The organism is Candidatus Spongiihabitans sp. (assembly GCF_965237845.1).
In the GTDB taxonomy this organism is placed as follows: Bacteria; Pseudomonadota; Gammaproteobacteria; order Arenicellales; family Poriferihabitantaceae; genus Spongiihabitans.
In genome coordinates, this window is the sequence record NZ_OZ250154.1 from 1,059,331 (window position 1) to 1,085,499 (window position 26,169).

The window sequence follows — 26,169 nt, forward strand, 5'->3', positions numbered from 1 at the left end:
ATTCTTAGGATTTGCCCATGAATATGCGCCGCCGCGGTTTCTATGTCAGATAGCCCAATCGTCCATCAATTATACTTGCAGAGATATTACAGGGCAGGTATTATAAATTTCAGTTGGAATTTACCATTCGTATACCAATTATCCAAACCTTAACCCTGACAATACCATGAGTTTCCACCAAGTCTTTCCCGCCCGAGCACGATTGCAGAGAAGTGAATTGGCGGTTCCGGGTTCGAGCCCCGAGATGTTTGAAAAAGCAGCCAACAGCGCTGCGGATTTTGTGTTCCTGGATTGCGAAGATGCAGTCGCACCGGATGGCAAGGAACAGGCAAGAAAAAACATCATTGAAGCCCTGAACGACATCAATTGGCATGACCAGGGTAAAACCATCTCGGTGCGCATCAACGGTTTGGATACCCATTATATGTATCGTGATGTGGTCGATATCGTCGAACAGGCAGGCCATAAACTCGACACTATTTTAATCCCCAAAGCCGGTACCGCTTCAGATATTTATGCCGTTGACTGTTTGGTTACCCAGATTGAAACGGCCATGGGCATTAAACACCGCATCGGCCTGGAAGCGTTAATCGAAACCGCATTGGGTATGGCCAATGTCGAGGCCATCGCTCAGAGCAGTAAACGACTGGAAGCATTGCATTTTGGCGTTGCCGACTATGCTGCAAGCTGCCGTGCGCGCACGGTGGTTATCGGCGGACTGAATCCCGATTATCCTGGCGATCAATGGCATGCTAGTTTGCAGCGCATGCTGGTCGCCTGCCGGGCATATGGATTACGCGCCATTGATGGACCCTTCGGCGACTTTAAAGATGCGGACGGTTTTATTGCCGCTGCCAAGCGAGTTGCGGCCATGGGGTTTGAAGGCAAATGGGCGATACATCCCTCGCAAATTGAATTGGCAAATCAGGTGATGTCGCCACTGGCGGAACAAGTCGAGCGCGCCAAACGCGTGCTGGCGGCTTTGGACGAAGCGGCAAAAGCAGGCAAGGGCGCAGCTGCCCTGGATGGAAAATTGATTGATGCCGCTTCGGCAAGAATGGCAGAAAATATCGTCATGCAGGCCGGGCTTATAGATAAAAACTAATGGACTCCGTTATTTTAATGTTTGTTTCGGAATTTTTCCCAAGGTTTTCCCGCGATCTTTTTCTGCGATGGCGGTGCCAGCCCTTATGCTCGGACCCTTATTAACAGAGCCATCTAATCTGCTAATTTCGTCAATTAGCTCAAATCTTAATTAGCCCAATCGGAGTCAATCAGTGGAAGTTCACGAATACCAAGCCAAACAATTACTCAAAGAGTTTGGGGTCTCGATACCGGTCGGCGGATTGGCCTATAGTCCAGAGCAGGCGGTATATCGTGCCAATGAAATTGGCGGCGAAAAATGGGTGGTTAAAGCACAAATCCACTCCGGCGCCCGCGGCAAGGCCGGCGGCATAAAATTTTGCGGCAGCACTCAGGAGGTATGGGATGCGGCGGAATTCCTGCTCGGTCGAAAATTGGTGACCCATCAAACCGGTGCAGACGGCAAGATCGTGTACCGCTTATACATTGAGCCCGCCACCGACATCAAAAGTGAATTGTATTTTGGTCTGGTGCTTGATCGTAGCCACGAGTGTATTGTGGCGGTAGGCTCCTCTCAGGGCGGCGTGGACATTGAAGAAGTATCGGATAAAAATCCCGAGTCGTTGATACGAATCAATGTAGAGCACGCGGTCGGTATGCAGGTATTCCAGGCACGGCAACTGGCTTTTCAGTTAAGGCTCAAGGGAGCGCAGGTTCAGCAGGCGGTAAATGTGTTTTTGAGCGCGTATAGGGCGTTTCGCGATCTTGATGCCACGATGCTGGAAATCAATCCGCTTGCCATCACGCAAGCGGATACTGTGGTTGCCCTGGATGCCAAGATGTCATTTGATGACAACGCCTTGTTCCGTCGCTCAAATATTTCGGAGTATCGTGATAAGTCGCAGGAGGATCCCAGGGAAATGGAAGCAGCCGACCGCGGATTGAGCTACGTCGGTTTGGACGGCAATATTGGCTGCATAATCAATGGTGCAGGACTTGCCATGGCGACCATGGATATTATCAAGATGAAAGGCGGCGAGCCGGCGAATTTTCTCGATATTGGTGGCGGCGCTTCTCCGGAGCGCGTGGCCAAGGCATTTCGATTGGTGTTGTCGGACAAAAAAGTCGATGCCATATTGGTGAATATTTTTGCCGGTATCAATCGATGCGACTGGGTTGCCGAAGGGGTTGTTCAGGCTGTGCGGAAACTAAAACCTGAAGTGCCGGTGGTGGTGCGGCTGTCTGGCACCAATGTGGCATTGGGGCAGGCGATAATCAATCATTCTGATCTTGGGATTCTTTCTGCGGATACATTAGATCAGGCGGCCGAAGCGGTGGTTAATTCTATTAAAAAATAAGGTAACTATGGCGATTTTAATTGATAAAAAAACCAAAATCCTGATTCAGGGATTCACCGGGCAAATGGGATCGTTCCATGCCAAGGAAATGATTGATTATGGCAGTAAGGTTGTAGGCGGAGTGACCCCGGGCAAGGGCGGCGAAACCCACCTCGGCAAACCGGTATTTAATTCGGTGAAAGAAGCGGTGTACGAAACGGACGCTGAAGCCAGTATCGTGTTCGTTCCGCCCGCGTTTGCCGCCGATAGCATAATGGAAGCCGCAGAAGCAGGTTTAAGATACTGCGTTTCCATCACCGATGGCATTCCTGCACAGGATATGTTGCGGGTAAAGCGTTATATGCGGCGTTTCAAGAAAGAGCAGCGCATGTGTCTGGCCGGGCCGAATTGTGCAGGAACAATCAGTCCAGGCAAGGCGATGTTGGGAATCATGCCCGGACATATCTATATGGAAGGTCGAATTGGGATTATAGGTCGATCCGGCACGTTGGGATATGAAGCGGCTTCCCAACTTAAATCGGCAGGGATAGGGGTTTCTACCAGTGTGGGGATCGGGGGTGATACTATTAATGGCAGTTCATTCAAGGATCATTTAATTCGATTTGAAGAAGACCCTGAGACGGATGCCGTTATCATGATCGGCGAAATTGGCGGACCACAGGAAGTCGAGGCTGCAGAATATTTTAAAGCGAACATGTCTAAACCGGTGGTGGCTTACATTGCTGGATTAACCGCGCCAAAATGGCGTAGAATGGGACACGCTGGAGCGATTGTCAGTAGCGCGGGCGAAAGCGCGGCAGAAAAAGTAGCTATCCTCGCGCAATGTGGCATCAGCATCGTACCGTCGCCAGCTGAATTTGGCGAGACCATGAAGAAGGTTTTAGGCATTAGATTTTAGCTGGGGCGACTTATTCCCGATACCGTGTAAATTGTAAAGCGTGTCGTATTTATGGTATGACTGGTCGCATAGCATCGCTGTGGGAGCTAGACGCATTGGTCAAATTTTGCGTGAACTAAATTGCGAGAACAAATTGCGAAGAGCGAATTGAAAGAGCAGGCGCATGATTATTTATCCCGACATTGAAATTCACAAAGGACAATGTGTGACTTTAAAGCACGGCAGCATAGCACAACCTCAAGTATTTGAAATCAAACCTCTGGAGGCGGCAAAAAAATTTGAACAGGGGGCACAATAGTTGCATATGGTCGATTTGGGACTGGGTATTTGAATACCATGGAGAAAACTCGGAAATCATTAAACAGATTATTGCTGAGGCAAATGTGTCGGTGCAGGTCGGCGGAGGAATCCGGTCGGCAACTCTGCTTGGTTTTCGCTTGCTTAAAGTAAACAAGGCATTTACTCTCTCTGGGCTTCACGATCATCAATTTATCATCCGGCAATTTACCATCCGGAAATATCGAATTCCTTAAAAAAGCGACGCAAAAAATGACATCGCTATTTTGGAATGAGGCGCTGGAAACATTGCATCCTCATGCTCTGCGCGATTACGAAGCGCCTTTGCTGGCAAAGCAAGTGGATTACCTTTATCACAGTAGTGAATACTACCGCCATTTACTGGACGACGCGGGTGTGAATCCTGCGCAGGTTACTTGTCAAGAAGCACTGGCTGCGGTGCCTTTTACGGAGAAAAAAACGTTAGCGGCGACACAGCGCGAAGGTGAGCTCATTGGCCCGCATCAGTGTGCGCCGCGTGAACATATTGTACGCATTGTTGGCACCGGCGGCACCAGTGGCCAGCCGATGCGACTGGCCTGGACGCGTGCTGATGTCGCAGTCTATAACGAAATGGGAGCGCGGGCTTTGTGGATTATGGGATGTCGTCTCGACGATCTGGTGGTGAACTGTTTTAACTATTCAATTTATGCCGGCGGGGTAATGGATCATATGGCTTTTGAGACACTGGGTGCAGCGGTACTGGCATATGGCGTGGGCAAGTCGCGGCAATTGCTTGATCTACTGGCGGATATACCCGGTGATAAATGCTTGTACTCCACACCGTCTTATGCTGTGCGTTTGGCCGAAGTGGCGGCGGAGGCCGGTATCGATCCGCAGGCATTGAATCTGCGCAAGGGCTTTTTCTCCGGGGAAGCGGGTTTGCAGGTGCCGGGCTATCGTGACCGCATAGAGAGTCTGTGGGGTATGCGTACACACGACCTCTACGGCGTTGCCGAATTGGGTTGCCAAAGCGCGGAATGTGAACACCGGGCAGGCATGCATTTTTGTGGTGCCGGGCTGGTGATTGCTGAATTGATTAACCCGGATACGGGTGCTGTTAAGTCGATGGCAGCAGGTGAAACGGGCGAGCTGGTTTATACCGCCATTCAGCGTGAAGCATCACCATTATTGCGTTTGCGTTCTCACGACTACGTGCAGGTGTTTACCGATCCCTGCGCTTGCGGGCGACAGAGTTTTCGTTTTCGCACTCTTGGTCGCAGCGACGATATGTTTGTGGTGAAAGGCGTGAATATTTTTCCTACCAACGTGCAGGATATTTTGACCCGTCTACGGCCACGCATTACCGGTGAATTTCAAATCGCTTTGGATCAACCGCCCCCGTTTGATTACGCACCCCGCTTATTGCTTGAAGTCTCCAGGGAGATACCGGAGCAGCATCGCCATGCACTCATTAGTGAAGTAGAAGGTGTTATCAAACAAAAGGCCGGTTTCAGTGTCCGCGTTGAACTGGTGCCGCAAGGCAGCATTGCCTCTGAACATAAAACCCGGCGCGTGTTGCGTCTTTACGAATAATCAAGAGGAGCAGGTGAATTATGGCCATTGATTGCACTGTTGACAGTGGTGTTGCTTGGGTAACCATCAATCGCCCCGAAGCGTTAAATGCCTTTGATATCCCTGATTTACAAGCATTGTTAGCGCTATTCCAACAGGTTAAAAGCGATACCGTAGCAAGCGTGTTGGTGATTACGGGGGTGGGCCGGGCCTTCAGTGTTGGCGCCGATATTAAAGCGATGGATAAAATGTCGGAAGCCGATTTTGCTAAGGCGGCTTCGTTGTACCAGGCGTTAGCTTTGGCAGCACGCAACCTTGATAAACCCATTCTCGGCGCCATTAATGGTTATGCATTGGGGGGAGGATTGGAAATTGCTCTGATGTGTGATGTACGCATTGCGGCGCGCTCAGCCAAACTGGGGTTGCCAGACGCCGAACTGGGGTTTAGCCCAACGGGTGGTCTGACCTGGTTGCTAACCCGCATGGTAGGGTTAACTGTAGCTATGGATATGGCACTGACCGCGGATATGTTGGATGCAGAAGAGAGTCGGCGCGTGGGGCTGGTCAGCCGTGTGGTTGAAGACGACGATTTGTTGGAAGCCACGTGTACGTTGGCGCAGCGTATTGCCGCTTTTCCCGATACAGGCCTGCGCAATATTAAGCGCTCGTTTTATACTGCGGCGGATGCCGATTTTGCCACGACACTGACGCTTGAAGAGGTTTGCGATTCTGATTGTTTTCGTTCAGCGGAAACGCAAGTCGCCTTGAAAGCCTTTATCAAATCGCGGCGCAAATAATGATGTACCATAACACCAAGCATCCTGTATTGGTGTGGTCGGCAGCCATGCTATTGGCCTGCGCGTTGGGTTCCATTCATGCCTTTTCGGTATTACTGGTACCGCTGGAAACCACGTTTGATATCCCTCGTTCACAAGCCAGCCTTGTCTATTCGCTTGCGTTAGTGACGTTAGCTGCCTGCGTATTGCTCGGACCCCGGTTTTACCCGCGTTGGTCTGCGGCCGTATTTGTTATGGGGGTGGGGTTGATTGCCAGTGTGGGTTGTCTTCTGGCGGGCACAGCATCGTCTATGGTTGTTGTTTACTTGGGCTACAGCCTGCTGTTTGGTGGTGCCAATGGGTTGGGATATGGTTTTGCATTACAGCTTCCCGCACAAGCGATGCCTGAACATAAAGGATTGGCCATGGGGGCAGTGACGGCGGCTTATGCGCTGGGGGCAATCCTGTTTCCTTTGTTATTGGTGTGGGCTTCTGGAACGGGCGGGTGGCGGATGGCGTGTACCTTACTGGCGGTTGCCGTGTTGCTGTTGGCTTTGGTCAGCGCCTTGCTGTTGTCAAGAGCATCTGCACACTATCAAACTGACGAGACAAACGTCAGCGTACAGACGAATATCAGCGGGTCTGTGCTTAGCATATGGTGGTTGGCTTATTGTAGCGCGGTGATAGCAGGCCTGATGGTTATCGGCCATGCGACCGGTATTGCCGATGCCAGTGGTATGTCGCCACGCTGGGTCGTGCTGGCGCCGACACTGATTGCGCTGTTCAATTTAGTGGGCAGTGTCAGTGGCGGTGTGTTGGCGGATAAATTTTCTGCCAGAGTGCCACTGATTGCATTGCCGGCATTGTCTTGTGGCAGTTTGATAGTGATGGCATTACTGCTGCAGCCTGTTGTGGCAATGGCAGGGCTGGCGATAATTGGGTTTACTTATGGCGGTGTGATAGCCATTTACCCGGCACTGATTGCCAAACGCTTTGGTTCGATGCAGGGCGCTGTCGTTTATGGACGTGTTTTTACTGCCTGGGCCGTAGCCGGATTAGCGGGCCCTGGATTGGCGGGGTTATTGTTTGATCGCTCAGGAAATTATACGTTGGCTTTAGGATTTGCTGCGGTGATGGCGGCTGTTTCGGTCATATTTGGTCATCGCGCATCGTCACTACGTCTTGTATAGGTTCAGAAACATATGGCACCACGACAGGGGGCAAAGCAGTGCACTATCAGCATATAGGTTATGGCTCAAAGGCTTTTATCGGGTAGCGGCTTTAGGGCATTTTTGGGAGATGACTTCTAAACATGCTCAACAACGCCTCAAAATCCTCGGTTTCTTCGCGGATCATGGCGCAGCCGCGACCTGTGATGCCTTCAAGGTCAGTCGCAGAACGCTTTATCGCTGGAAACAGTGCGCCAAGCCGACGACGCCCCGGCCGCCCTGACTGCCAAATCCTGCGCCCCCAAGCGCCGGCGACAGTCACAGCACCGATGCTGGTTAGGGAAATCCGCCAACTGCGAGAGCAATTCCCCAACCGCGGCAAAGCCAAACTGCGGGTCTTGCTGCGACCCTGGTGCAGGCAGCAAGACATCGCGCTGCCCAACGTCTCCGCCATCGGCCGCTTCATCGCTCGCGACCCAAACAAAATGCGCCATGCCCCCACCAGACTGAGTGCCCGATGCCACCACAAACCCATCCCCCGCAAGCCCAAAGGCTTCAAGTATCAGCCGCTTGAAGTGTTCGCCTGCGATGCTGTGGTGCGCCGGCGCGATGGACTGCGCCGCCACCTGTTCACTTTCATCGACCCTCACTCCCGCTTTGACATCGCCTCCGTCGTCGCCCAGTCCAGCCAGCAGGCTGCCATCGCCCTTGATGCGCTGTGTCAACTGCTGCCACAACCGCCGCGCTTCAGAATCGAAGATAACGGCTCCAAGTTCATGGGCCGCCTCCAGCAACGCCTCGATGCCCACGGCATCACCCACTGGCGGACTTATCCCAAATCGCCCACCATTTCGACGGGAGCGAAATGGCGCGTAGTCCGCGAAGCGGATTCGTTTCAGGGATGATACGAACAAAATGAACCCCTGTGCCGAGCGCTTCAACCGCACCATCCAAGAGCAGTTCGTCGATTATCACGAGGATCAACTATTCCATGACCTGCCCGGCTTTAACCGCAAACTGGCCGACTGGCTGGTCGACTGCAACACCGTCCTGATCCATAATCAACCCGAGTGCCAAAGGGGGTGGGCTTATACACGCCTTACCAAGAGCGGCGTATTTGTAGTATAATGGGCGATAGTGCCACCGATTAGAGCAAAACGATGATTATTTATCCCGACATTGAAATTCACAAAGGACAATGTGTGACTTTGAAGCACGGCAGCATAGCACAACCTCAAGTATTTGAAATCAAACCTCTGGATGCGGCAAAAAAATTTGAACAGGGGGGTGCACAATGGTTGCATGTAGTTGATTTAGATGGGGTATTTGAATATCATGGGGAAAACTCGGAAATTATTAAACAGATTATTGCTGATTCCAATATCCCGGTGCAGGTGGGCGGAGGAATACGCTCGTCCAGTTCGGTGGATTGGTGGATGGACAATGGCGCATCCAGGGTGGTGATGGGCACTGCCGCGGTGGCTGATCAAAGACTGGTCGAAGAGGTGTGCGTCAAATATCCAGAAAAAGTTGTAGTCAGCATCGATGCTCGGGACGGTAAAGTTGTTTCACACGGTTGGAAAAACATTTCCGCTTTTACCGCAATGGAATTGGCAAAACGTTTCGAGCGTTCAGGAGTTGCGGCGATCATATACACGGATATCGATCGTTACGATGAATTGCCGGAAAGCAGCATGGCCAACACGACTCAGATGGGTACTGAATTAAGTTGCCCGGTCATCTCCAGCGGTACGGTGCGCAACCTGGATGATATTTCCATTCTATCGAATCTGCCGAATATTTTCGGCGTGGTGGTGGGTTGGGCGCTGTTCAATGAACAGGTGTCGATCGAAGAAGCGGTGGCGGTGGGCAGTCAGAAACCCACTGTGGCTGAATTCATCTAGGGCATGCTAGATTAGAGGTAATTTCTCGACCCCAGTCTTGTTGCGCTGTTTTATTATTCTGGCTTTATTATTCTGTTTTTGTCATTCCTCGGTCAACCGCCAGCTCTAGCCGTTAGTTGCGAATACCGATGAGTGCCGAATGTCCTAAAGCTGATCCTTTTTAGAACTCGTTAAGTTTTGCGATGGCCTGTTGGTGCAACGATTCATTTGCCGATGCCAGTACCTCGCCGTTGGATTCCAACGTCAGTTGATTGCCTTGCCAGTCGGTTATTATGCCACCGGCGCCCGTTACCACCACGATCAACGCAAAATAATCATAAGGTTTTAAATCCGCCTCGCAAACCATATCGTTGTATCCCGAAGCCAGTAATCCATAACTGTAACAGTCGCCACCGAACACCCTGAACTGACAATTTTTAGTGAGTGCGCGGGCTTGCTTGCCACTAACCCCATCAAACATGTCCATAGAGGTGGTATACACTGTTGCGTTATCGAGTGAATCAGTGGATCGCGTGCAACAAACCTTGCCGTTATGGGTTGTTTGGCATCCCTGAATCCCTATCCATCTTTCATCCAAAATGGGATGATCGATTATGCCTATGACCGGCGCTTGCTTATGCAGCAGGCAAATCAAGGTGCCAAAAGTGGGCATACCGGTGGCGAAACATTTGGTCCCATCTATAGGATCGATGACCCATTGCCACTGATCATTGTTTAATTGTTGACCGGTTTCCTCACCGAAAAAACTGTGATCCGGATACCGTTGCAGAACGATATCTTTGATGGCCTGTTCGGTTTGTCGGTCAGCGATGGTGACCGGGGTTTTGTCTTGCTTGCTTGCCACTTTCAGGTCCGCCCGAAACCATTTTTGGGTAACGGCGCGGGCTTGATCCGCTGCGTGGATAGCGGTTTCCAGATAATGCCCTAATGGTATGGATAGTATGGATTGACTCTCTGTCATAATTGTAATCGACCTGAACATAAAAATAGAGCGCACATCCTACCTTAATGGCTGCCTTAATAGTTTGTTACCTTTACAAGTCAGGATTCTGCTGGCATTTCGGGACATTTTTCATTGGTGAAATTTAAGGAAACTCTGATTAAAACCGGGAAACGTGAAATAATCAAGTCCACAAAACAACTGATTGCAGGCAACGAGAGCGATGCGTCGAACCACCCTGAGCGAAGGCGGTTTCACAAAGCATGCGAAGCAAACCAGGAAAGAAAAGTTTCTGTTGCGGATGGCGCGGATTATAGCTGTCGGAAAAAGGCGCTCAGCCGGTGTGCGCCGAAGGCAAGGGACGATACCCGCAAGAAGGGGGCGGGACGCCGCAAGTTATCGGGTGAGGAAAGGCGGAGGAATCGGAACAAGTCAAAAGCGCGGCGCAAAGCGGCGCATATGTTTTTTGTGATGAAGCGCCAATTCCATTTCACCAAGGTGAGATACAAAGGTTCTGCGTTTATTAACCCTGTTGGGATTGATGCTCGAACAGCCAGATCAGGCAGAAAAATTCCATTGACTTTATCACCAATATTATAGCAACAATGTTAAATTTGAATCATCAGGTGGGGCATAGATTCAAAAGCAAGTAAGCCGCATACAGGCACAATTTTATCATCAAAATACTCAGCGCAATTTTCGCTTTCACTCAAATGCCAAATTTGGCATCCCGCCCCGGTGCGTAGTTTTGGCTCGATTGCGCGCTGGGTATCGGGTTCAATAAACAGGTGGAATCTCTTTGGGATACCTGTTGAAGCGCCTGAAGCGTCGCTTGGCCTGGTTTCAGAAATTCTCGATACCAGATTCTCGACGCCGTTAACAGGGTTGGCATCGTCGACCAACCGGCTTGCGTGTTCCTGCCGATGTGGTGCTGTTGGGTTTTTCAGGTTCCGCATGATATAGGTATAATCCGTGCCATGACAAGCACAACCAAATTATCCCATGCCGTATGGCATCATGCCACGGTTACCCGTCGTCGGCGCGAGCGGAAAAACGGTCATCGGGGCGTTGTTCTATGGTTCACCGGGTTGTCCGGCAGAGGCAAATCCACGCTCGCCCATGCTCTCGAAGAGCAGTTGCACCAGCAGGGGTGCCGCACTTTTGTTTGTTTTAGGTTCCCCCTGACAGCGTAGCCGGAAGGGGAATCTCCAGATTGCAGCGAAGCGGATTTACGTAACAGCCGACAACGGCTATCACGGATTTCAACGCATATAAACTGCATCACTGCGCATGAGTATCACCGCATTTTTAAAGGGATTCGGAGTTGGATTTGGTTTGATCGTCGCCATTGGCGCACAAAATGCTTATGTATTGACTCGTGGGATATGTCGCAACCATCATTGGGTGGTCGCTTTAATTGGTGGTTTGATCGATGCTTTGTTGATCGCCGCAGGCATTCTGGGAATGGGGAGACTGATTCAACAATTCCCAAATCTGCTAACTGCGACAGCCATCGGCGGGGCATTATTTTTGTTCATTTATGGTGGATTGTCTTTCAAAAGGATGTTTGCTCCCGGGCACTTGCGCGGCTGCGGGGACGAGGTCGGTTTTAAAACCGCAGTATTGGCAATGCTGGCACTTAGTTTGCTTAACCCGCATGTCTACCTGGATACCGTTGTGTTGTTGGGAAGCGTTGCCGTTCAGGAGATGCCGAGCAATCAAATTATTTTTGGAGTCGGTGCAGTTACCGCATCATTCGTTTGGTTTTTCAGTTTAGCGCTAGGTGGACAATGGTTGCAGCCCTGGTTCCGAAATCCGGTAACTTGGCGCTTACTCGATTTCATAATCGGCGTGATCATGTGGGCCATTGCATTGACGCTGGTGATTAACTTGATATAGTTCGCGTAGCCGAGGTATTTCTATATGCTCTGGAGTTTCTGGATTATGCTGTTCAAATAAACTGGAATACGTGCTTGAGCATAAGAAAACCAAAATTAAAAAATGATTAGAACATAAAGCTTACCGAGCCCACGTGCACACGAAGTCCATGTTGTGTGGCTGTATATGGGGGTGGGGTGCGGCTACTTATAGATTTGCACGAGATGGCATGACTTATGAGCAATTGCTTGGTTTAGAAGAAAATGTAGAGTTAACGCCGGAAAACATTGATACACTGGTTCGTATGCAGGCAAATTATCTCCCGCGTTTCCCACACAAAGAAGCAATATATGCTTGGATGGATAAGGCAGGAAATATACTTATTCTTGGCACTATCCCTCCTATTGGTTGTGGGCTTTTAACAGCACAGGGCGTGATGATTTTATGCAGTTTCGATAAGGAGCAATATAGTCGAATTCTTCGATTGAACGAAATAGAAAGGTCCATAGATGACATAATTTATAACATGTATTTTGATCAAATGAGAAAATCAAAATTCGTTTTTCAAAGCATCTATCAATTTTTAAAAGAGAAGAATCACAAATGAATCAAAAGCTCGGCATCACCATGGTCTTCATCGCAGCAATGGCATGGAGTACGGCGGGACTTTTTACCCGTGTGGTTTCTACTGATATTCCCACCACGCTGTTCTGGAGATCGCTCATTGGTGGTTTATGTGTATTGTTAATCTATGTTTTTCGTGAAGATAAAATTGATATTAAAAAATGTTTTTCTTTTTCTCGGGGAGAATTTGTTATTGGCGCACTATCGACTCTTGGAATGGTGTGTTTCATTTCCTCATTCTTTTATACCACGATAGCCAATGTATCCTTTATCTATGGCACGATGCCTCTTGTGACATTTATTCTGGCCATGATATTTCTCGGGGTGAAGGTCGATTTGTTATCCCTTGTTTCATGCGTGATGTGTGCCATCGGTGTGATGATTATCATGTGGGGGGTTCAGGAATTTAATGATATATTTGGCATTATGCTGGCGTTCGGCATGACTTTTTTCATGGCTTCACTAACCATCGCCGCGAAGTATTTTCCGGAAGCGGATACCACAAAATCCACATACCTGTCAGGTTTTCTAGGTGCTTTGATAACCATGCCTTTCAGTTCGTTCGGTGATACACTGTTGATTGACTATGCTTGGCTTGCTATGTACGGAATCGCTAATTTGGGGCTTGGGTTTGGTGTTTATTTATTTGGTGTGCAACGCACCACAGCGGTCACCGCTGCTCTGGTTGGCCTGATGGAAATACCCATAGCGCCGATATGGGCATGGTTATTATTCGATGAAGAAGCCGGATATAAAACGGTCATCGGCGGTGTGGTTATTCTCAGTGCAACGGTGATGTATCTTACGATGAGAAAAACAGAAAATCCCGCGCCAAGCAAAACTCCTTCAACGCAGGAGGAGAGATAATGACTATACTCAGTTATGCAAAATTTATCACAATTATTTTATTTCTATGTGGAATCATTAGCCCTCGGACATATGCTGAAACTCATGCTATTAATGCAGTAAAAATAGCTTTGCCAAGTTGGGAAGGTGGACAAAAGTACAAACAGAATGGTTTACCCATTGACAAAGCTGCTGAGTATTTGCAGTAACCGGAGATTTCGATCATGAGTCTTTCCAAAGAACTGACCTATGCGCGCACATGTTATAAGCACCTTGCCGGAGAGCTTGGCGTTGCTATCACTCGTAGCTTCCTGTCCACGGGACTTGTGAACAACGCCATAGTGCAAGACAAACACTGCTTTTCCATCACAACAAAAGGTTATCGCTGGTGCATGGTTCACGCAATAGCCGTGCACAACGATTCAAAATTGGATGGGATTCGTCAAGTTATCACAAAATCCTGCCTTGACCATTCACATCAAGAGCCACATATTGCTGGAGAACTGGGGCATGCTATTTTAAATTTTATGCTACTAAATGATTATTGTGAGTGCGTCCCAGGCCGCCGTGTGCGGGTTACCGCAAAGGGTATTCAATTCTTGCATTGTTCCCTTGGTATTGGCTGGCGCAATCATTTCGGAGGCGCAGAAAAATGAGCAAACATGCACTAGATCAAATAAACATGACCTCAGCGTATCTTGAACGGGAGCGGCAAGTTACATAAGATTGACGCTGGTGGTCAGCTTGATATAGTTCGCGCAGCATCAATCCAACACGAATATCAGATACTAATAATGACAAATCGAATTAATATCAATGACCTGAGCGTGGACCAGTCGCTTTATGAATTGATTAAAACCGAAATTTTGCCGGGCAGCGGAGTCAGTGTTGATCGGTTTTGGAGTGGGTTTGAAAATATCGTAAAACAGCTCGGCGGCAGGAACAAAACGCTGTTGGAAAAGCGTGATGAATTGCAGCAAAAATTGGACGAATGGCACAAAAGCAACCAGCAGCCTGTGGATGCTGCCGTGGATGTGCAAGCGTACAAGACTTTTCTGAAAAATATTGGTTACTTGTTGCCGGAAGAGGGGGCATTTGAAATTACCACTGAAAATGTGGATGAAGAGATATCCACTGTCGCCGCGCCGCAGTTGGTGGTGCCGGTTGACAATGCAAGATATGCACTGAATGCGGCAAATGCGAGATGGAATAGTTTGTATGACGCGTTGTATGGCACAGATATTATTTTGGAAGTGGAAGGGTGTAAGAAAACTGCAAAATACAACCCGGTTCGCGGCGCTCATGTTATTCGATATGTTCGGGAGTTTCTGGACCAGGCTGTACCTTTGGCCATCGGCAGCCACGCCTATGCGGTAAAGTATACAGTTAAGTCGGGAAACCTGGCTGTGGTGATGGGGGATGGCAGCGAAGCCGGGTTGGGGTGGCGAGAGTGTTTCGCGGGGTATCGGGGCGACCCGGAATCGCCGTCCAACATTTTATTAAAACATAACAACCTGCATATTGATATTTGTATTGGGGAAGGTTTGTTTATTGGTCGGGGCGACCTTGCCAATATTTACGATGTAAAAATTGAATCAGCACTGACCACTATCATGGATTGCGAAGATTCCGTTGCTGCAGTGGATGCCGAGGATAAAGTCCGGGTCTATCGAAATTGGGCTGGACTCATGCGCGGCGATCTTAAAACTACAATCCGAAAATCGGGAAAGACTTTGCATCGGGAATTAGAGCCCGATCGGGAATACCTGGCGCCTGATGGGAAACCCTTCAGATTGCATGGGCGCAGCATGATGTTCGTGCGCCATGTCGGCACCCATATGTATAGCGATGCGGTTACCTGTAATGGCGAACAAATCCCCGAAACATTTTTGGATGCCATGGTTACTGTGGCCGCCGCTATGCTTGATTTGCGCGGCCAAGGCAGATACCGCAATAGTCGAGTCGGCAGTGTTTATGTGGTCAAACCAAAGATGCACGGGCCAGACGAAATCGCAGCGGCGGTGGAATTATTCGCGTTAGTGGAGGATGCCCTTGGGCTCGGGAGCAACACCATCAAGATCGGCATTATGGATGAGGAACGCAGAACCACAGTCAACTTAAAAGAATGTATCCGCGCCGCAAGCGCGCGCGTGGTATTTATTAACACCGGCTTTCTCGACCGAACCGGTGATGAAATTCACAGTTGCATGGAAGCAGGCCCGGTAATTCCAAAAAATGATATGAAATTGTCGCCCTGGCTGCTGGCTTACGAAGACCGAAATGTGGACCTGGGATTGGAAGCCGGAATGCTGGGCCATGGGCAGATCGGCAAAGGCATGTGGGCGGCGCCGGACAACATGATGGCCATGATGGAGCAAAAAATTGCCCATCCCCGCGCAGGCGCAAATACCGCTTGGGTGCCATCCCCTACGGCCGCCACATTACATGCGATTCATTACCATCAGGTTAACGTCGCCACTCGCCAGCGCGAGCTTAAAACATGTATGCGGGCAAGTATCGATGATATTCTGACCATTCCGGTTTTCGGGCCTGATGATATTGGCTGCCTCCGTCACGGCCAGTTGGTAAAGGAGTTGGAAAACAACGCTCAGGGAATCCTGGGTTATGTGGTCAAATGGATTGATCAGGGTATCGGATGTTCCAAGGTTGCCGATATAAACGGTGTGGCGCTTATGGAGGACAGAGCCACACTCAGAATATCAAGTCAGCACATTGCGAATTGGCTACATCACGGCTTGACTACAGAAAAACAAGTGAAAAAGGTGTTTGAAAAGATGGCTGGCATCGTCGATCGGCAAAACTCGTCCGATCCGATGTATCAGGCGATGGCGGATGACTTCGATGCCAGCATCGCCTTTCAGGCAGCCTTGGAACTGGTGTTCAAAGGCAGGGAAATGGCGAATGGTTATACAGAGCAGGTTTTGCATGCGAGACGTAAACAGGCAAAGGCACTGAGACAGCAGTAGCAGGGCGTGGTTCATTTGCGATCTTTCCTTGTTCGTAACAGGTCGGGGTCTGGATAAAGTTTTTCATCTTTGGGCAAACGTAACTGCTTGCCGTTTAGCAGGATTGATGCCTACCTATCCTTTTTATCTGGCCACTCAATTTTATATTCTTGTGTAACGGTTATCCGCCTTTTGTCAAATAACTTGTGATGATTAGCACAAAGCAGTATCCCGTTCTTTGGTGATATACGTTGTGCAGCCTGTTTACATTTGCTCCACGGAACAATATGTGCGGCCTCTAATGCTTCGACAAAGCTAAAACCGCACATGGCACACTGCCTGTTATAAGCCTTAAGCAAAACGTGGCGGAATATTTTTTGAGCCGGACCTCTGACTTTTACTCGTGCGTAAATATCGGCTGCCTGCTCTGGCTTGTCTATCAGTGTTTGAGCGAATGACTGAATGGTGTCTTCTGGTCCGAAACCGCCAAATGGATTCTGCACATTTTTCCACTTGAAGTCGTGTACCACTTTTTCTATTTCTTTTAGATCAACGATACCCGAACCGATGAATCCCGCCCCGGGTTTTCCTGTCTCTGTATTAACAACAAGCACAGTCAGAGGAGGCAGACTATTTTCTCTGCAAAAATCCTGGATAGGACCAAGAGCCAGTCTCACATTTCTGTTGCTGGTGCTTATTCGTGGTGCTAACTCCCCATACGTTGTACGACTATTCTTGGCAGCAAGTGCAATGAGTACTGGCCAAAGAATACCCGCTGCATGGTTCCAGTTTTTTGGCATTTGAGCAAGATGAGGTTGGTATAGTGATTGTGTCACATGCGTCATATTAAAACTATCTGACTAGCCCGGTCAACAACGCCTTGCCCAGTTTTTCTGCGCCAAAACGAACAACATCGGTGACCGGTAACGCGGTTTGATCTTGCAGGCACGCGATTGCGGATTTTGCTTCAGATTCCGATACCAATGACGTATTCAATGCGATGCCGACGGTGGTTGCCTTGGATAAGGAACCACACACGCTCACCAATGCCTCATTCAACTCGATGAATTCCTTTAGCGGTGGAATTTTTACATTTTCCGGGCTTCTCAACCTTTTCATGTCGGCCCGGTGACACATCACCAGATGAGTCGGGCAACTGCCGCGCATCAATGACAAGGTTGCACTGCTGCCCGGATGCAACAACGATCCCTGGCCTTCAATAAAAACAATATCGCTATCGGCGGCGTCCATAACCAGGGTTTCCACGGCGCCGCAGGCATGATCGACTTTAAAAGCGTCCAATGGAATGCCTCTGCCGGTAATGGTGATGCCGATCTGACCGGTGGCGATGAATTCGGTACTAATACCCCGGCTTTTTCCAACTTCGCGCACCCATCGATACAGTTCCAAGCCCGCGGTCATCTTGCCAATGGCCATGTCGGTTCCCACCAGCAATACGCGCTTATTATTCAATCTGGCAGCCTGGCCAGTGCCGATTTTGGGCGTGAACGTCGGTTGTCGAACGTCCCAAATCCATTGCTCGCCTTTTAATAAGCAGCCGAATTTGTCGGTTAATTTGTCATGTAGCCCATTGACGATGGACATGCCCAATTCGATGGCGCGACGCAGTGGCGCATCCCATTCCAGCGGTATCTGCCCGCCCGACGGCGCAGTGCCGAGAATTAAGACTTCGGCGCCCAACTCTGAGGCGGCGTCAACGGAATCTACCACCGGGTATCCGAAAGGCAACTCGCATACTTGATTAACTTTCTTGTCGGCGTGGGTTGAGTCGATTACGCAGACAATCGGATTTTCCATATAGCGCATAACACCAACACCCATTTTTCCATAGTCGCTGTTCAGATTGCTTTCCATGTAAATCGCGATTTTTTGATTTCCCCCCAGCATTTTTAGAGATACAGTTTTCAGGGATTGATACTGGCGCCATGCCCGGGCAAGTCATTAGGGACAACAATGCCGTCAATTAACTCGACACCAGAGCAAGGGTCAGGCGCCAGGTTCAGGTGGGAGTCCAGATCAATGTGATCCAAAAGCCCGGTTATCGACGCGCCAGCGGAAATAGACATCGATGATTCGCCCATGCAACCGATCATGGTTTTTAAGTTAAACGCGCGCGCCACGGAAATTATGCGTAATGCTTCAGTGATACCGCCGCACTTCATCAATTTCAGATTAACGCCGTCCACGGCATCGGCCCATTTGACGATATCCTTGGAGTAGCGACAGGACTCATCCAGATAAACAGGCAACGGCCGATTTTTAAAAATGGCATGGAGTTCGCTTTCCTGTCCCTCGGCTAACGGTTGCTCGACGTAATCGGTATTGCGCTCGGCCAGCCATTTCATCATAAAGATAGCATCTTTGACGCTCCAGCCGCCGTTGGCATCGACACGCACGTTAACGTCATAAGGTTTTGTGCTTTCTGCGACCTGCATAAACATAGTCTGGTCTGCTTCAATGCCTTCGGGAGAACCGAGTTTAATCTTTAGTGATTTAATTCCGGTGCCTTGGAGTAACAGGGGAACACGCTGTTTGACTACCTGCGGAGGATTTATGCCAATCGTTACCGATGTCGGTACGCTGGGTTTGCTGATGCCGAGCAGTCGATACAAGGGTAGATTGGCTTTTTTACCAAGCCAGTCCCAAAGCGCGATATCCAGCCCAGCTAACGCGCAGGCGGCGATGTTTTGCTCGCGACCGCGTTGCTGGATTTGATGAATGGATAATCCACTTAAATCCTCATCGAAAAACTCGGTCAACATATTTTGCGCCTGCTCTGCGGTGGCGGCGCCCTCGCTTTTTCCGGGAGATAATTCACCCCAACCGGTAATTCCCTGATGAGTGACAGAAACAAAAAGATTGACAGAGCCGGCGCTTACTCCGCGACTGATAGCCAGGGGGAAACGCTTCTCAAGATGCAGGGTCTTAAATTCGATTTTCATTTGAGCAGGCTTGCACCGAGGTGACCGCAACCAATTGCACAATATCTTGTACGCCGCATCCGCGAGAAAGATCATTAACCGGGTGTTTAAGCCCTTGCAGTATCGGCCCCACCGCGTTCACGCCGCCAATGCGCTGCGCTATTTTATAGCCGATATTTGCGGACTGTAATTCGGGAAAAATAAACACATTTGCAGGCGCATCAACGGAGATATTCGGTGCTTTTTGTTTCAGGATATTGGCAACAATTGCCGCATCAAATTGCACTTCTGTCATCAGCGTGATATCGGGTCTTTTTTGGCTGATTATTGTTCCCGCTTCGATTACCTTGTCCACATGCGCATGCTTAGCACTGCCTGCCGTTGAAAAAGAAAGCAGCGCAACTTTTGGCTCCAACCCGGCCAGATTTTTTGCGCTATCCGCCGAGGCGATGGCAATGCTGGCCAACTGCTCGGCATCAGGGTCAATGACCAATGCGCAGTCTGCGTAAATGGCGGTGCCTTGGATGGCCTGATGGGCCAAGTCATGCTGCATTAAAAAAAAACTGGACGCCAATTTGCAGGTCGGTTTCATGCCAATCAGTTGCAACGCTGTTTTTACCACATCGGAGGTTGTGTTTATCGCGCCGGCGACAAACCCGTCGGCATCGCCGCTAATCACTTTGAGCGCGGCAAAAATCAGCGGGTCGGCAACCTGTTCGCGTGCTTGGTCTAGCGTGAGGTTTTTGTGCCCGCTTTTTTTAATCCGCTCTTTTTTATGCTGGCGCGCTTGAAAAAGGGCATCGATATATTTTTCGGCGTTCTCGCTTTGCCCGCCTTTTTTTTCGGGATTCTCGATCTCTACATTGGACAGGTCGATATTATGGCTATCCGCCAACTGCGACACGTCATAGCGGTTTCCAATTAAAATGACTTGCGCCAGCCCTTGCTGAGAGATTAATGAAGCGGCTTCAATAACCCTAAGGTCGCCGGCCTCGGGCAGAACAATCCTTTTCGGATTTGCCTTGGCTTGCTTGATAATGTGGCTGATTGAATTCATTAAATGCTTTTTTCATTTATCGGCTTATCATATTGCTGATGATTGCAAGCGCGATTTCCGCGCAGAATCAGACACAAAAACCCACGCCTGAGACAGTTTTGGTTGAAAAGGGTTAACGGCTGCTTAAATAATCGTTCACGCAAAATTTTGCGCTCGGCCGCCAAGCTTTCGGAAACGGTAATGCCGCTCACGACGGCGACAAAAGCCGCCAGCGAGGTCAGAACGCCGCTGGTTTTGTGAATGATTTCTTTTGGACATCAGATCACCCGACCATCAGCCACGCCTGTTGCACTCGCCCGTTAGTTTGCAATCTTCGCCCCGAGAATCTCTACCCCGACTTCCACTTCGTCTTCTTCACGGTAGCGAACGCCGCCGGAAATTTTCTTTTTGGCGTTAGGCGCAAGGCGAGCAAGGGATGGTTTGCGCCGGTGGGTCCGGCCGTTTATGTCGGCGTTGACGCCCAGCGATATGTGTTGAAGCGGATACGGCGTTTTATTGTGCACCTCGATGAACAATTCGTCTTCTCCAAAGAGAATTTCGGCGTCCACATACCGCCACGGCGCGTCGGCGATGTCCAGCATGGTGAAAATCCTGTGTGCACTTTCGCCAATCTCGCCGCCCGCGTCACCGGCCGTCAGGAAATACTTCTTGGCGTTTTCGCGGTCACCTTTTTTCGCCGCGATATGGCCCAGATGAAAATTCGCCAGGACGTTTGGCAACAGTTGGTTGCTGCGTTCAAGGTCAGCCTGCGCGCGGGTGTTTTGCCCGAGGTTTTTATACGCGAGGCCGCGCCCCAAAAAGTGTTCATAGTAGCCCGGATGCGGGTCGTATTGGATGGCGGTGTCATATGCACGCAGTGCCTCCTGATAATGCTCCTGATACGCCAGGGCATGTCCCTTTATGCCGTGAAATAGTTGCTCGCGAGGTTCTTTTTGGATTGCGGCGTTGATCGTTTGAAGCGCGGCGCGTGGATCCGAATCGAGCAGTTCCCGGGCGCGGTCGGCTTGTTCGTAAGCGTCCTTGCGGCTGAGCAGATGCGCAAGATGTTCCCGGTAACGCGCACGCCCGACCATGCCGCCGCCGGGGAACGTCGCCAACGCCCGGCGATTGTCCGCGACCCGTTCGGCGGAGGGCGGGTGGCTGGCAAACAGTCCGCTAATCCAGTTGTCTTTGCGGCTTTTGGAGAGCGCAACAAATTTTTCCTGCAAGGTCACCGCGCTTGCGGTGTCATAGCCAGCGGCATGCATGTATTTCATGCCGTAGTAGTCCGAATCACGTTCGGCATCGCGGCCATATTTTAAATTGGTGAGTCCGAGCGCCAATTGAGCGGCACCGACGGCGTAATCGGCGTTTTTGGAATCTTCGCTGGCGAGCGCAACCCCAAGTTGGATAGTCGAGAAAAGAATATCGCGCTGCATGGCACGTGCCCCGTGTCTTGCTGCGGCATGCACGACTTCGTGACCGAGCACCGCGGCGAGTTCGGCTTCGTTATCCAGTTCCACCAGCAAGCCGCGGTTGACCGCGATTTTTCCGCCGGGCAACGCCCATGCGTTTGGCGTGCTGTTGTTGAGAACCACGAATTGATAGGGCAACGCACGATCGCTCACCGCCGCCATGCGCTCGCCGACGAAAGTCACATATTCGCCGAGCACCGCATCCGCCGTATAGCGCCCGCCCTCGGCTTGCTGTGCCGGAAGGTAGTGTTCCCGACCCGTCTCAATTTCGGTCTCGGTGGAGATGAGTACGAGTTCCTTCTTGCCGGTCACCGGATTGGCGACGCAACCGCCGACCGCGAGCAACGCCGACAACAGCGCCGGCAGGAAGGCGGCCCGGATACGCGCGGGCGTCAATGTGAAAAGTTTGTTAGGGATATTTTTTACCGCCTTTCGCCACCCGCGCCGCTACACATAATCCCTGTACTTCGCCAAATGCCGAATCGGTTTGCTTAGCGCATCTCGCCTGAATGGATCGCCGAGTTCCCGAGTGCACATGATTTCGATGACCGTGGTTTTTCCGTGGTTCATTTGCAGGTCAACCGCTTTGGTCAATGCCGGGCCGACATCTTCAAGTTGATCTACGGTGATGCCTTCGGCACCCATAGCGCGCCCGATTCCGGCGAAACTGTGATTTTTCAAATCGTCGGCGACAAAACGGCGACCATAGAAATCCACCTGGTTCTTTTTCTCGGCGCCCCATTGGCGGTTATTGAACACCACGCCAGTCACCGGTATGTTGTGGCGAACCGCAGTGATAATTTCCGTCATGCTCATGGTCCATGCGCCGTCGCCGGAGTAGGCGATGGCCGGGCGATTTTTGTTTTCGGAGAGGGTGGCGCATTTAGCGCCGATTATGGTCGGCAGCGCGTAACCACAATTACCGAAACTCATCGGCGCCAGGAAACTGCGCGGTTCTTCAAACCGAAGGTAACTGTTGGCAACGGCATTGATGTTTCCGATGTCGGTAGAGACCATAGCATCAGTCGGCATGGCATTTTCGAGTTCACGCAACACTTGCCGCGGATGCAGCCAATTACCCGCTTCACCCTCTTGTTCTTTAATCATGTCCAGGCTATAGCCGTCTTTTTCGTGAATCCATTCATTCAACTCGGCTTCCCAGGAAGCCTTATCGGCATCAATCTCAGTGGCGCGCGCATCTTTGCTGGCATCGCAGGTCAGCTTTCGGTCATTGATTCGAGCAAGCAGCGCCTGCGCTGAAGCGCCGGCATCGCCACAAATGCCGACTGAAATTTTCTTAACCAATCCCAGCATTTTGTGGTCGGCATCGATCTGAATGATTTTTGCATCCTTCGGCCAGTAGTCGATGCCGTACTGGGGAAGGGTGCCGAAAGGTCCAAGACGAGTGCCCAAGGCCACCACCACATCGGCTTTGCTGATCAGCGACATGGCCGCTTTGGAACCGTGGTAGCCGAGTGGGCCGCACCAGAGTGGATGGCTTGCCGGGAATGAATCATTATGCAGATAGCTGTTGACGACTGGCGCGCCAAGACGCTCTGCCAACGCCTTGCATTGTGCAACGGCGTCAGCCATGACCACGCCGCCGCCGGAAATGATCACTGGAAATTTCGCGTTGGTCAGCATTTGCGCGGCCTCGTTCAAGGTGTCTTCTCCGCCTGGGCCGCGATCCAGCCGCATGGGTTGTGGAATATCAATATCCACATCCCCATAAAAATAGTCACGAGGAATATTTAATTGGGTCGGCCCGAGTTCGGAATGAGCGCGATCAAAACAGCGGGAGGTATATTCAGCCATACGATTCGGATTGTTGACATGACCCTGATACTTCACAAATTCCTGAAACATCGGCAGCTGATTCGCTTCCTGGAAGCCGCCCAAGCCTTGACCCATGGTGCCGGTTTCCGGGGTAATCATCACCACCGGCGAATGCGCCCAATAGGCCGCGGCGATAGCGGTAACGCAGTTGCTGATGCCCGGACCGTTCTGGCCGATGACCACGCCATGTCGGCCGCTTACCCGGGAATAGCCATCAGCCATATGGCCGGCCCCCTGCTCGTGGACCACCGACACCAGGCGGATGCCGGCAGGCGCGAATATATCCATCGCATCCATAAAAGCCGAGCCCATGATTCCAAATATATCGGTCACGCCGTGCGCCGCCATGGTTTCCACAAAGGCTTCGGAAGTGGTCATTTTCGTCATTTGTTATTTCCTCAAAAATTAGTTGACTATTCTTTATAATGCGGTTTAGTGCGGCGCCTAACCCTGCAACGCCGCGCCCGCCTCTACGTATTCATATCCTAAATCTTCCGCTACTTCGCGGCAGGTGATTTTTCCCGCGTGTACATTCAAGCCGTTACGCAAATGAAGGTCGTCCAGCATCGCCTGTTTTGCCCCTTTGTTTGCCAATGCAATCGCAAACGGCAGGGTAACATTGTTGAGCGCGTAGGTTGATGTGCGCGGCACGCCGCCCGGCATATTGGCAACACAATAGTGTACGACATCATCCACTACATAGGTCGGGTCGGCATGGGTGGTTGCCCGCGAGGTCTCGCAACAACCACCCTGGTCAATGGCGACATCGACGATGACCGAGCCTGGTTTCATGTCGCGCACCATCGCCGCGCTCACCAACTTCGGTGCTTCGGCGCCGGGGATGAGTACCCCGCCGATGACCAGGTCTGCACTAACAACGTGTTGCTCAAGCGCATCGACGGTCGAAAATACCGAATTGGTTGAACGCCCAAACTGCTGCCAATGTTTTTCGATGGAAATTGGGTTATTGTCCAACACCCAAACGTCTGCGCCCATGCCCACCGCGATATGACAAGCATGGGTGCCGACCACGCCAGCGCCCAGAACAACAACTTTGGCCGGATCAACGCCGGGAACACCGCCCAGCAACATACCCAATCCGCCGTGGGGTTGTTCGAGACAATAGGCCCCGGCCTGAATCGACATGCGCCCGGCCACCTTGGACATCGGCGCCAGCAGGGGCAGTCCGCCATATGCTGAGGTCACCGTTTCATAAGCCACACAGGTTGCGCCGCTCTCCACTAGGTCTTTGGTTTGTGCTGGATCAGGCGCCAGATGCAGATAGGTATAGAGTATTTGACCCTCGCGCAACATCGCGCGCTCTACGGCCTGAGGCTCCTTGACCTTGATGATCATATCCGCTTTGGCAAAAATTTCCGCTGCACTATCAAGGATGGTGGCGCCCGCAGTGGAATAGTCACTATCCGCCACGCCGATGCCGACGCCCGCCTTGGTTTCAACCACGACTTGATGGCCATGCTTGATAATTTCACGAACACTGGTTGGCGTCATGCCAACCCGATATTCATGGTTTTTGATTTCTTTTGGGATACCTACTAGCATGTTATTTCCTCGATCATTTTGAACAGGCGCTTAGTAACAAATGGCAGGGAATTTGTCGAGAAGGAAAAATAATAATTCCAGTCTGATTATTGTAGTACCAGAGCCTACCACATGGTTAATCCAGATTTTATAACAGGTTGATTGAAAGCGGCAAATTTGGGTCCGTTTTTGAGTACCGCTATATGCGTCTGTGCAACCCCTGAGTGCGGACCCTAATCCGCAGGGGATGTTCCGTAGGATGTGTAAGGGAGGGTTCCGTAGAGGAGAGGGTTATAAACGCCACCCTCGGGCTCGACGCCGCGCTGGTCACGCCGGACATAGGCGGGTGTTGGTGACGTATTTGCTATGAATAATGTAATTTTTATGTAAATATGTATTGAAATAATGTATTGAACAATGTATTCTATGTAATTACTGAACTTTTCTAAACTTTTTCCTTGAAGGAGGCATACCATGAACACCCCAACCGTACAGACCCACATACAACGATTGCTCGAAGATTGTCGGTCAGAACTGCTCGATCACGTCTTGCAAGACAAGGTTGCCTCCCAGCATATTAAGCGCATCAAGTCTAACCTAGACGAATGCCTAAATACTCTGCAGGGGAGTTGGCAAGAAGCGCTACCAGCGAGACATACTGCGCGCAAGAGGAGTGCCAGAACCAGTGGGGAGGCGAGGAAAAACATACTGTTTTTTGCCTACAGCATGTCCAAATATGATTACCCATTTGTCAATTCAATCACGGGAAACAACTTCAATCAGTCGGAAGCCCTTTCCTATTTGGCGGATAAACTAAAAGTTAATGTCCACACTTTAAGAAATTACCGCGACTCTTTCGATTCCCATGTCGACCAACAGCAAGGCAACCGCCAAGGTTGGAAACAACCTCTCACACCAGAATTGGAGGCGATTAAGCAACAATATGAGCCTTTTGATGAGCGTGAGTTGATAGAAAAGGGCAAAGCGATTTTGCGAGCCACAGCCCATGAAATGTCAAGTCAGAATGATTGTAACTAACCCGAAT

At 50.5% G+C, this 26,169-nt stretch carries 28 protein-coding genes and 1 pseudogene; 19 read left to right on the forward strand and 10 right to left on the reverse strand.

The genetic code is table 11. The features are described from left to right. Positions 1 to 166: 166 nt before the first annotated feature. The 8 genes from ACPXXB_RS05165 (at position 167) to ACPXXB_RS05200 (ending at position 7,418) form a co-directional block, all read left to right on the forward strand. Entirely contained in the window at positions 167 to 1,105 is a 939-nt protein-coding gene (locus ACPXXB_RS05165) for an HpcH/HpaI aldolase/citrate lyase family protein (RefSeq protein WP_423910139.1), read from the forward strand. A gap of 172 nt (positions 1,106 to 1,277) precedes the next feature. Next, entirely contained in the window at positions 1,278 to 2,441 is a 1,164-nt protein-coding gene (locus tag ACPXXB_RS05170) for a malate--CoA ligase subunit beta (protein ID WP_423910142.1), read from the forward strand. Between the two features lie 7 nt (positions 2,442 to 2,448). Beyond that, positions 2,449 to 3,339, forward strand: a complete 891-nt coding sequence (gene sucD / locus ACPXXB_RS05175) for a succinate--CoA ligase subunit alpha (protein ID WP_423910145.1) — start codon at positions 2,449 to 2,451, stop codon at positions 3,337 to 3,339. A 163-nt stretch (positions 3,340 to 3,502) separates the two neighbouring features. Beyond that, a complete protein-coding gene (locus tag ACPXXB_RS05180) occupies positions 3,503 to 3,637 on the forward strand; it encodes a hypothetical protein (RefSeq protein ID WP_423910147.1) in 135 nt (44 codons plus the stop codon). A 251-nt stretch (positions 3,638 to 3,888) separates the two neighbouring features. Then, the gene (locus ACPXXB_RS05185) at positions 3,889 to 5,211 is read left to right on the forward strand and encodes a phenylacetate--CoA ligase family protein (RefSeq protein ID WP_423910150.1); all 1,323 of its coding nucleotides are present in this window, start codon (positions 3,889 to 3,891) and stop codon (positions 5,209 to 5,211) included. 20 nt (positions 5,212 to 5,231) lie between these two features. Further along, on the forward strand, positions 5,232 to 5,987 hold the full coding sequence (locus tag ACPXXB_RS05190) for an enoyl-CoA hydratase/isomerase family protein (protein WP_423910153.1): 756 nt from the start codon (positions 5,232 to 5,234) through the stop codon (positions 5,985 to 5,987). After that, the gene (locus ACPXXB_RS05195; protein WP_423910156.1) at positions 5,987 to 7,156 is read left to right on the forward strand and encodes an MFS transporter; all 1,170 of its coding nucleotides are present in this window, start codon (positions 5,987 to 5,989) and stop codon (positions 7,154 to 7,156) included. The genes ACPXXB_RS05190 and ACPXXB_RS05195 overlap by 1 nt, the downstream gene beginning before the upstream one ends. Before the next feature lie 109 nt (positions 7,157 to 7,265). After that, positions 7,266 to 7,418 (forward strand): helix-turn-helix domain-containing protein, encoded by a 153-nt coding sequence (locus ACPXXB_RS05200; RefSeq protein ID WP_423910159.1) that lies wholly within the window; start codon positions 7,266 to 7,268, stop codon positions 7,416 to 7,418. Here ACPXXB_RS05200 and ACPXXB_RS05205 read toward each other — a convergent pair. Continuing rightward, positions 7,354 to 8,049, reverse strand: a complete 696-nt coding sequence (locus ACPXXB_RS05205) for a hypothetical protein (protein ID WP_423910162.1) — start codon at positions 8,047 to 8,049, stop codon at positions 7,354 to 7,356. The two genes, ACPXXB_RS05200 and ACPXXB_RS05205, sit on opposite strands and share 65 nt — an antisense overlap. Before the next feature lies 1 nt (position 8,050). Here ACPXXB_RS05205 and ACPXXB_RS05210 point away from each other — a divergent pair, with 1 nt between their 5' ends. Both ACPXXB_RS05210 and ACPXXB_RS05215 read left to right on the forward strand, forming a co-directional pair. Continuing rightward, the gene (locus tag ACPXXB_RS05210; protein WP_423910164.1) at positions 8,051 to 8,263 is read left to right on the forward strand and encodes a hypothetical protein; all 213 of its coding nucleotides are present in this window, start codon (positions 8,051 to 8,053) and stop codon (positions 8,261 to 8,263) included. A 32-nt stretch (positions 8,264 to 8,295) separates the two neighbouring features. Continuing rightward, a complete protein-coding gene (locus ACPXXB_RS05215) occupies positions 8,296 to 9,039 on the forward strand; it encodes a HisA/HisF-related TIM barrel protein (RefSeq protein ID WP_423910167.1) in 744 nt (247 codons plus the stop codon). A gap of 160 nt (positions 9,040 to 9,199) precedes the next feature. Here ACPXXB_RS05215 and ACPXXB_RS05220 read toward each other — a convergent pair whose 3' ends face one another. After that, complete coding sequence (locus ACPXXB_RS05220) at positions 9,200 to 10,000, reverse strand: inositol monophosphatase family protein (protein ID WP_423910170.1); 801 nt, start codon at positions 9,998 to 10,000, stop codon at positions 9,200 to 9,202. A 117-nt stretch (positions 10,001 to 10,117) separates the two neighbouring features. Here ACPXXB_RS05220 and ACPXXB_RS05225 point away from each other — a divergent pair, with 117 nt between their 5' ends. Beyond that, positions 10,118 to 10,579, forward strand: a complete 462-nt coding sequence (locus tag ACPXXB_RS05225) for a hypothetical protein (protein WP_423910173.1) — start codon at positions 10,118 to 10,120, stop codon at positions 10,577 to 10,579. An 8-nt stretch (positions 10,580 to 10,587) separates the two neighbouring features. Here the strand turns inward: ACPXXB_RS05225 and ACPXXB_RS05230 are convergent, their stop codons facing one another. Then, the gene (locus tag ACPXXB_RS05230; protein ID WP_423910176.1) at positions 10,588 to 10,935 is read right to left on the reverse strand and encodes a hypothetical protein; all 348 of its coding nucleotides are present in this window, start codon (positions 10,933 to 10,935) and stop codon (positions 10,588 to 10,590) included. Positions 10,936 to 10,956: 21 nt separating this feature from the next. Here ACPXXB_RS05230 and ACPXXB_RS05235 point away from each other — a divergent pair. The 7 genes and pseudogenes from ACPXXB_RS05235 to ACPXXB_RS05265 all read left to right on the forward strand — a co-directional run. Then, positions 10,957 to 11,145: pseudogene (locus ACPXXB_RS05235) on the forward strand (adenylyl-sulfate kinase); the annotation flags it as partial. Between the two features lie 124 nt (positions 11,146 to 11,269). Next, complete coding sequence (locus ACPXXB_RS05240) at positions 11,270 to 11,878, forward strand: LysE/ArgO family amino acid transporter (protein WP_423910178.1); 609 nt, start codon at positions 11,270 to 11,272, stop codon at positions 11,876 to 11,878. 208 nt (positions 11,879 to 12,086) lie between these two features. Next, positions 12,087 to 12,464, forward strand: a complete 378-nt coding sequence (locus tag ACPXXB_RS05245) for a hypothetical protein (protein ID WP_423910181.1) — start codon at positions 12,087 to 12,089, stop codon at positions 12,462 to 12,464. Further along, positions 12,461 to 13,348 carry a DMT family transporter gene (locus tag ACPXXB_RS05250; protein ID WP_423910184.1) on the forward strand — a complete coding sequence of 296 codons (888 nt, stop codon included), beginning with the start codon at positions 12,461 to 12,463 and terminating at the stop codon, positions 13,346 to 13,348. Before ACPXXB_RS05245 ends, ACPXXB_RS05250 begins: the two co-directional genes overlap by 4 nt. After that, the gene (locus ACPXXB_RS05255; RefSeq protein WP_423910187.1) at positions 13,348 to 13,536 is read left to right on the forward strand and encodes a hypothetical protein; all 189 of its coding nucleotides are present in this window, start codon (positions 13,348 to 13,350) and stop codon (positions 13,534 to 13,536) included. Before ACPXXB_RS05250 ends, ACPXXB_RS05255 begins: the two co-directional genes overlap by 1 nt. Before the next feature lie 15 nt (positions 13,537 to 13,551). Further along, complete coding sequence (locus ACPXXB_RS05260) at positions 13,552 to 13,983, forward strand: hypothetical protein (protein ID WP_423910190.1); 432 nt, start codon at positions 13,552 to 13,554, stop codon at positions 13,981 to 13,983. A gap of 138 nt (positions 13,984 to 14,121) precedes the next feature. After that, positions 14,122 to 16,314, forward strand: coding sequence for a malate synthase G (locus ACPXXB_RS05265; RefSeq protein ID WP_423910193.1), 2,193 nt, complete (start codon positions 14,122 to 14,124; stop codon positions 16,312 to 16,314). 110 nt (positions 16,315 to 16,424) lie between these two features. On the opposite strand, the gene ACPXXB_RS05270 is transcribed toward ACPXXB_RS05265, so the two are convergent. The 7 genes from ACPXXB_RS05270 to ald all read right to left on the reverse strand — a co-directional run bounded on the left by ACPXXB_RS05270 (position 16,425) and on the right by ald (position 25,145). After that, positions 16,425 to 17,138 carry an HNH endonuclease gene (locus ACPXXB_RS05270; protein ID WP_423910196.1) on the reverse strand — a complete coding sequence of 238 codons (714 nt, stop codon included), beginning with the start codon at positions 17,136 to 17,138 and terminating at the stop codon, positions 16,425 to 16,427. Between the two features lie 7 nt (positions 17,139 to 17,145). After that, complete coding sequence (locus tag ACPXXB_RS05275) at positions 17,146 to 18,168, reverse strand: DUF1611 domain-containing protein (RefSeq protein ID WP_423910198.1); 1,023 nt, start codon at positions 18,166 to 18,168, stop codon at positions 17,146 to 17,148. A gap of 50 nt (positions 18,169 to 18,218) precedes the next feature. After that, positions 18,219 to 19,256: a mandelate racemase/muconate lactonizing enzyme family protein gene (locus ACPXXB_RS05280; protein ID WP_423910201.1), complete on the reverse strand. Its 1,038-nt coding sequence runs from the start codon at positions 19,254 to 19,256 to the stop codon at positions 18,219 to 18,221. Continuing rightward, on the reverse strand, positions 19,240 to 20,292 hold the full coding sequence (gene pta / locus ACPXXB_RS05285; RefSeq protein WP_423910204.1) for a phosphate acetyltransferase: 1,053 nt from the start codon (positions 20,290 to 20,292) through the stop codon (positions 19,240 to 19,242). The genes ACPXXB_RS05280 and pta overlap by 17 nt, the downstream gene beginning before the upstream one ends. 299 nt (positions 20,293 to 20,591) lie before the next feature. Then, positions 20,592 to 22,142, reverse strand: a complete 1,551-nt coding sequence (locus ACPXXB_RS05290; RefSeq protein WP_423910207.1) for a M48 family metalloprotease — start codon at positions 22,140 to 22,142, stop codon at positions 20,592 to 20,594. Between the two features lie 51 nt (positions 22,143 to 22,193). Then, entirely contained in the window at positions 22,194 to 23,969 is a 1,776-nt protein-coding gene (gene xsc / locus ACPXXB_RS05295; RefSeq protein ID WP_423910210.1) for a sulfoacetaldehyde acetyltransferase, read from the reverse strand. A gap of 57 nt (positions 23,970 to 24,026) precedes the next feature. After that, positions 24,027 to 25,145 (reverse strand): alanine dehydrogenase, encoded by a 1,119-nt coding sequence (gene ald, locus ACPXXB_RS05300; protein ID WP_423910213.1) that lies wholly within the window; start codon positions 25,143 to 25,145, stop codon positions 24,027 to 24,029. 453 nt (positions 25,146 to 25,598) lie between these two features. On the opposite strand from ald, the gene ACPXXB_RS05305 reads away from it, so the two are divergent. Further along, positions 25,599 to 26,162 (forward strand): hypothetical protein, encoded by a 564-nt coding sequence (locus ACPXXB_RS05305; protein ID WP_423910215.1) that lies wholly within the window; start codon positions 25,599 to 25,601, stop codon positions 26,160 to 26,162. The last annotated feature ends 7 nt before the right edge of the window (positions 26,163 to 26,169 follow it).

Bases quoted from the DNA above. Each gene is read 5' to 3' on its own strand.
- ACPXXB_RS05185 (WP_423910150.1), top strand. From the start codon at position 3,889: ATGACATCGCTATTTTGGAATGAGGCGCTGGAAACATTGCATCCTCAT.
- ACPXXB_RS05305 (WP_423910215.1), top strand. From the start codon at position 25,599: ATGAACACCCCAACCGTACAGACCCACATACAACGATTGCTCGAAGAT.
- ACPXXB_RS05180 (WP_423910147.1), top strand. From the start codon at position 3,503: ATGATTATTTATCCCGACATTGAAATTCACAAAGGACAATGTGTGACT.
- ACPXXB_RS05165 (WP_423910139.1), top strand. From the start codon at position 167: ATGAGTTTCCACCAAGTCTTTCCCGCCCGAGCACGATTGCAGAGAAGT.
- sucD (WP_423910145.1), top strand. From the start codon at position 2,449: ATGGCGATTTTAATTGATAAAAAAACCAAAATCCTGATTCAGGGATTC.
- ACPXXB_RS05275 (WP_423910198.1), bottom strand. From the start codon at position 18,168: ATGGAAAGCAATCTGAACAGCGACTATGGAAAAATGGGTGTTGGTGTT.
- ACPXXB_RS05200 (WP_423910159.1), top strand. From the start codon at position 7,266: ATGACTTCTAAACATGCTCAACAACGCCTCAAAATCCTCGGTTTCTTC.
- ACPXXB_RS05255 (WP_423910187.1), top strand. From the start codon at position 13,348: ATGACTATACTCAGTTATGCAAAATTTATCACAATTATTTTATTTCTA.
- ACPXXB_RS05210 (WP_423910164.1), top strand. From the start codon at position 8,051: ATGAACCCCTGTGCCGAGCGCTTCAACCGCACCATCCAAGAGCAGTTC.
- ACPXXB_RS05195 (WP_423910156.1), top strand. From the start codon at position 5,987: ATGATGTACCATAACACCAAGCATCCTGTATTGGTGTGGTCGGCAGCC.
- ACPXXB_RS05190 (WP_423910153.1), top strand. From the start codon at position 5,232: ATGGCCATTGATTGCACTGTTGACAGTGGTGTTGCTTGGGTAACCATC.
- ACPXXB_RS05280 (WP_423910201.1), bottom strand. From the start codon at position 19,256: ATGAAAATCGAATTTAAGACCCTGCATCTTGAGAAGCGTTTCCCCCTG.
- ald (WP_423910213.1), bottom strand. From the start codon at position 25,145: ATGCTAGTAGGTATCCCAAAAGAAATCAAAAACCATGAATATCGGGTT.
- ACPXXB_RS05245 (WP_423910181.1), top strand. From the start codon at position 12,087: ATGACTTATGAGCAATTGCTTGGTTTAGAAGAAAATGTAGAGTTAACG.
- ACPXXB_RS05250 (WP_423910184.1), top strand. From the start codon at position 12,461: ATGAATCAAAAGCTCGGCATCACCATGGTCTTCATCGCAGCAATGGCA.
- ACPXXB_RS05230 (WP_423910176.1), bottom strand. From the start codon at position 10,935: ATGCGGAACCTGAAAAACCCAACAGCACCACATCGGCAGGAACACGCA.
- ACPXXB_RS05240 (WP_423910178.1), top strand. From the start codon at position 11,270: ATGAGTATCACCGCATTTTTAAAGGGATTCGGAGTTGGATTTGGTTTG.
- ACPXXB_RS05215 (WP_423910167.1), top strand. From the start codon at position 8,296: ATGATTATTTATCCCGACATTGAAATTCACAAAGGACAATGTGTGACT.
- ACPXXB_RS05265 (WP_423910193.1), top strand. From the start codon at position 14,122: ATGACAAATCGAATTAATATCAATGACCTGAGCGTGGACCAGTCGCTT.
- ACPXXB_RS05260 (WP_423910190.1), top strand. From the start codon at position 13,552: ATGAGTCTTTCCAAAGAACTGACCTATGCGCGCACATGTTATAAGCAC.
- ACPXXB_RS05220 (WP_423910170.1), bottom strand. From the start codon at position 10,000: ATGACAGAGAGTCAATCCATACTATCCATACCATTAGGGCATTATCTG.
- xsc (WP_423910210.1), bottom strand. From the start codon at position 23,969: ATGACGAAAATGACCACTTCCGAAGCCTTTGTGGAAACCATGGCGGCG.
- pta (WP_423910204.1), bottom strand. From the start codon at position 20,292: ATGAATTCAATCAGCCACATTATCAAGCAAGCCAAGGCAAATCCGAAA.
- ACPXXB_RS05270 (WP_423910196.1), bottom strand. From the start codon at position 17,138: ATGACGCATGTGACACAATCACTATACCAACCTCATCTTGCTCAAATG.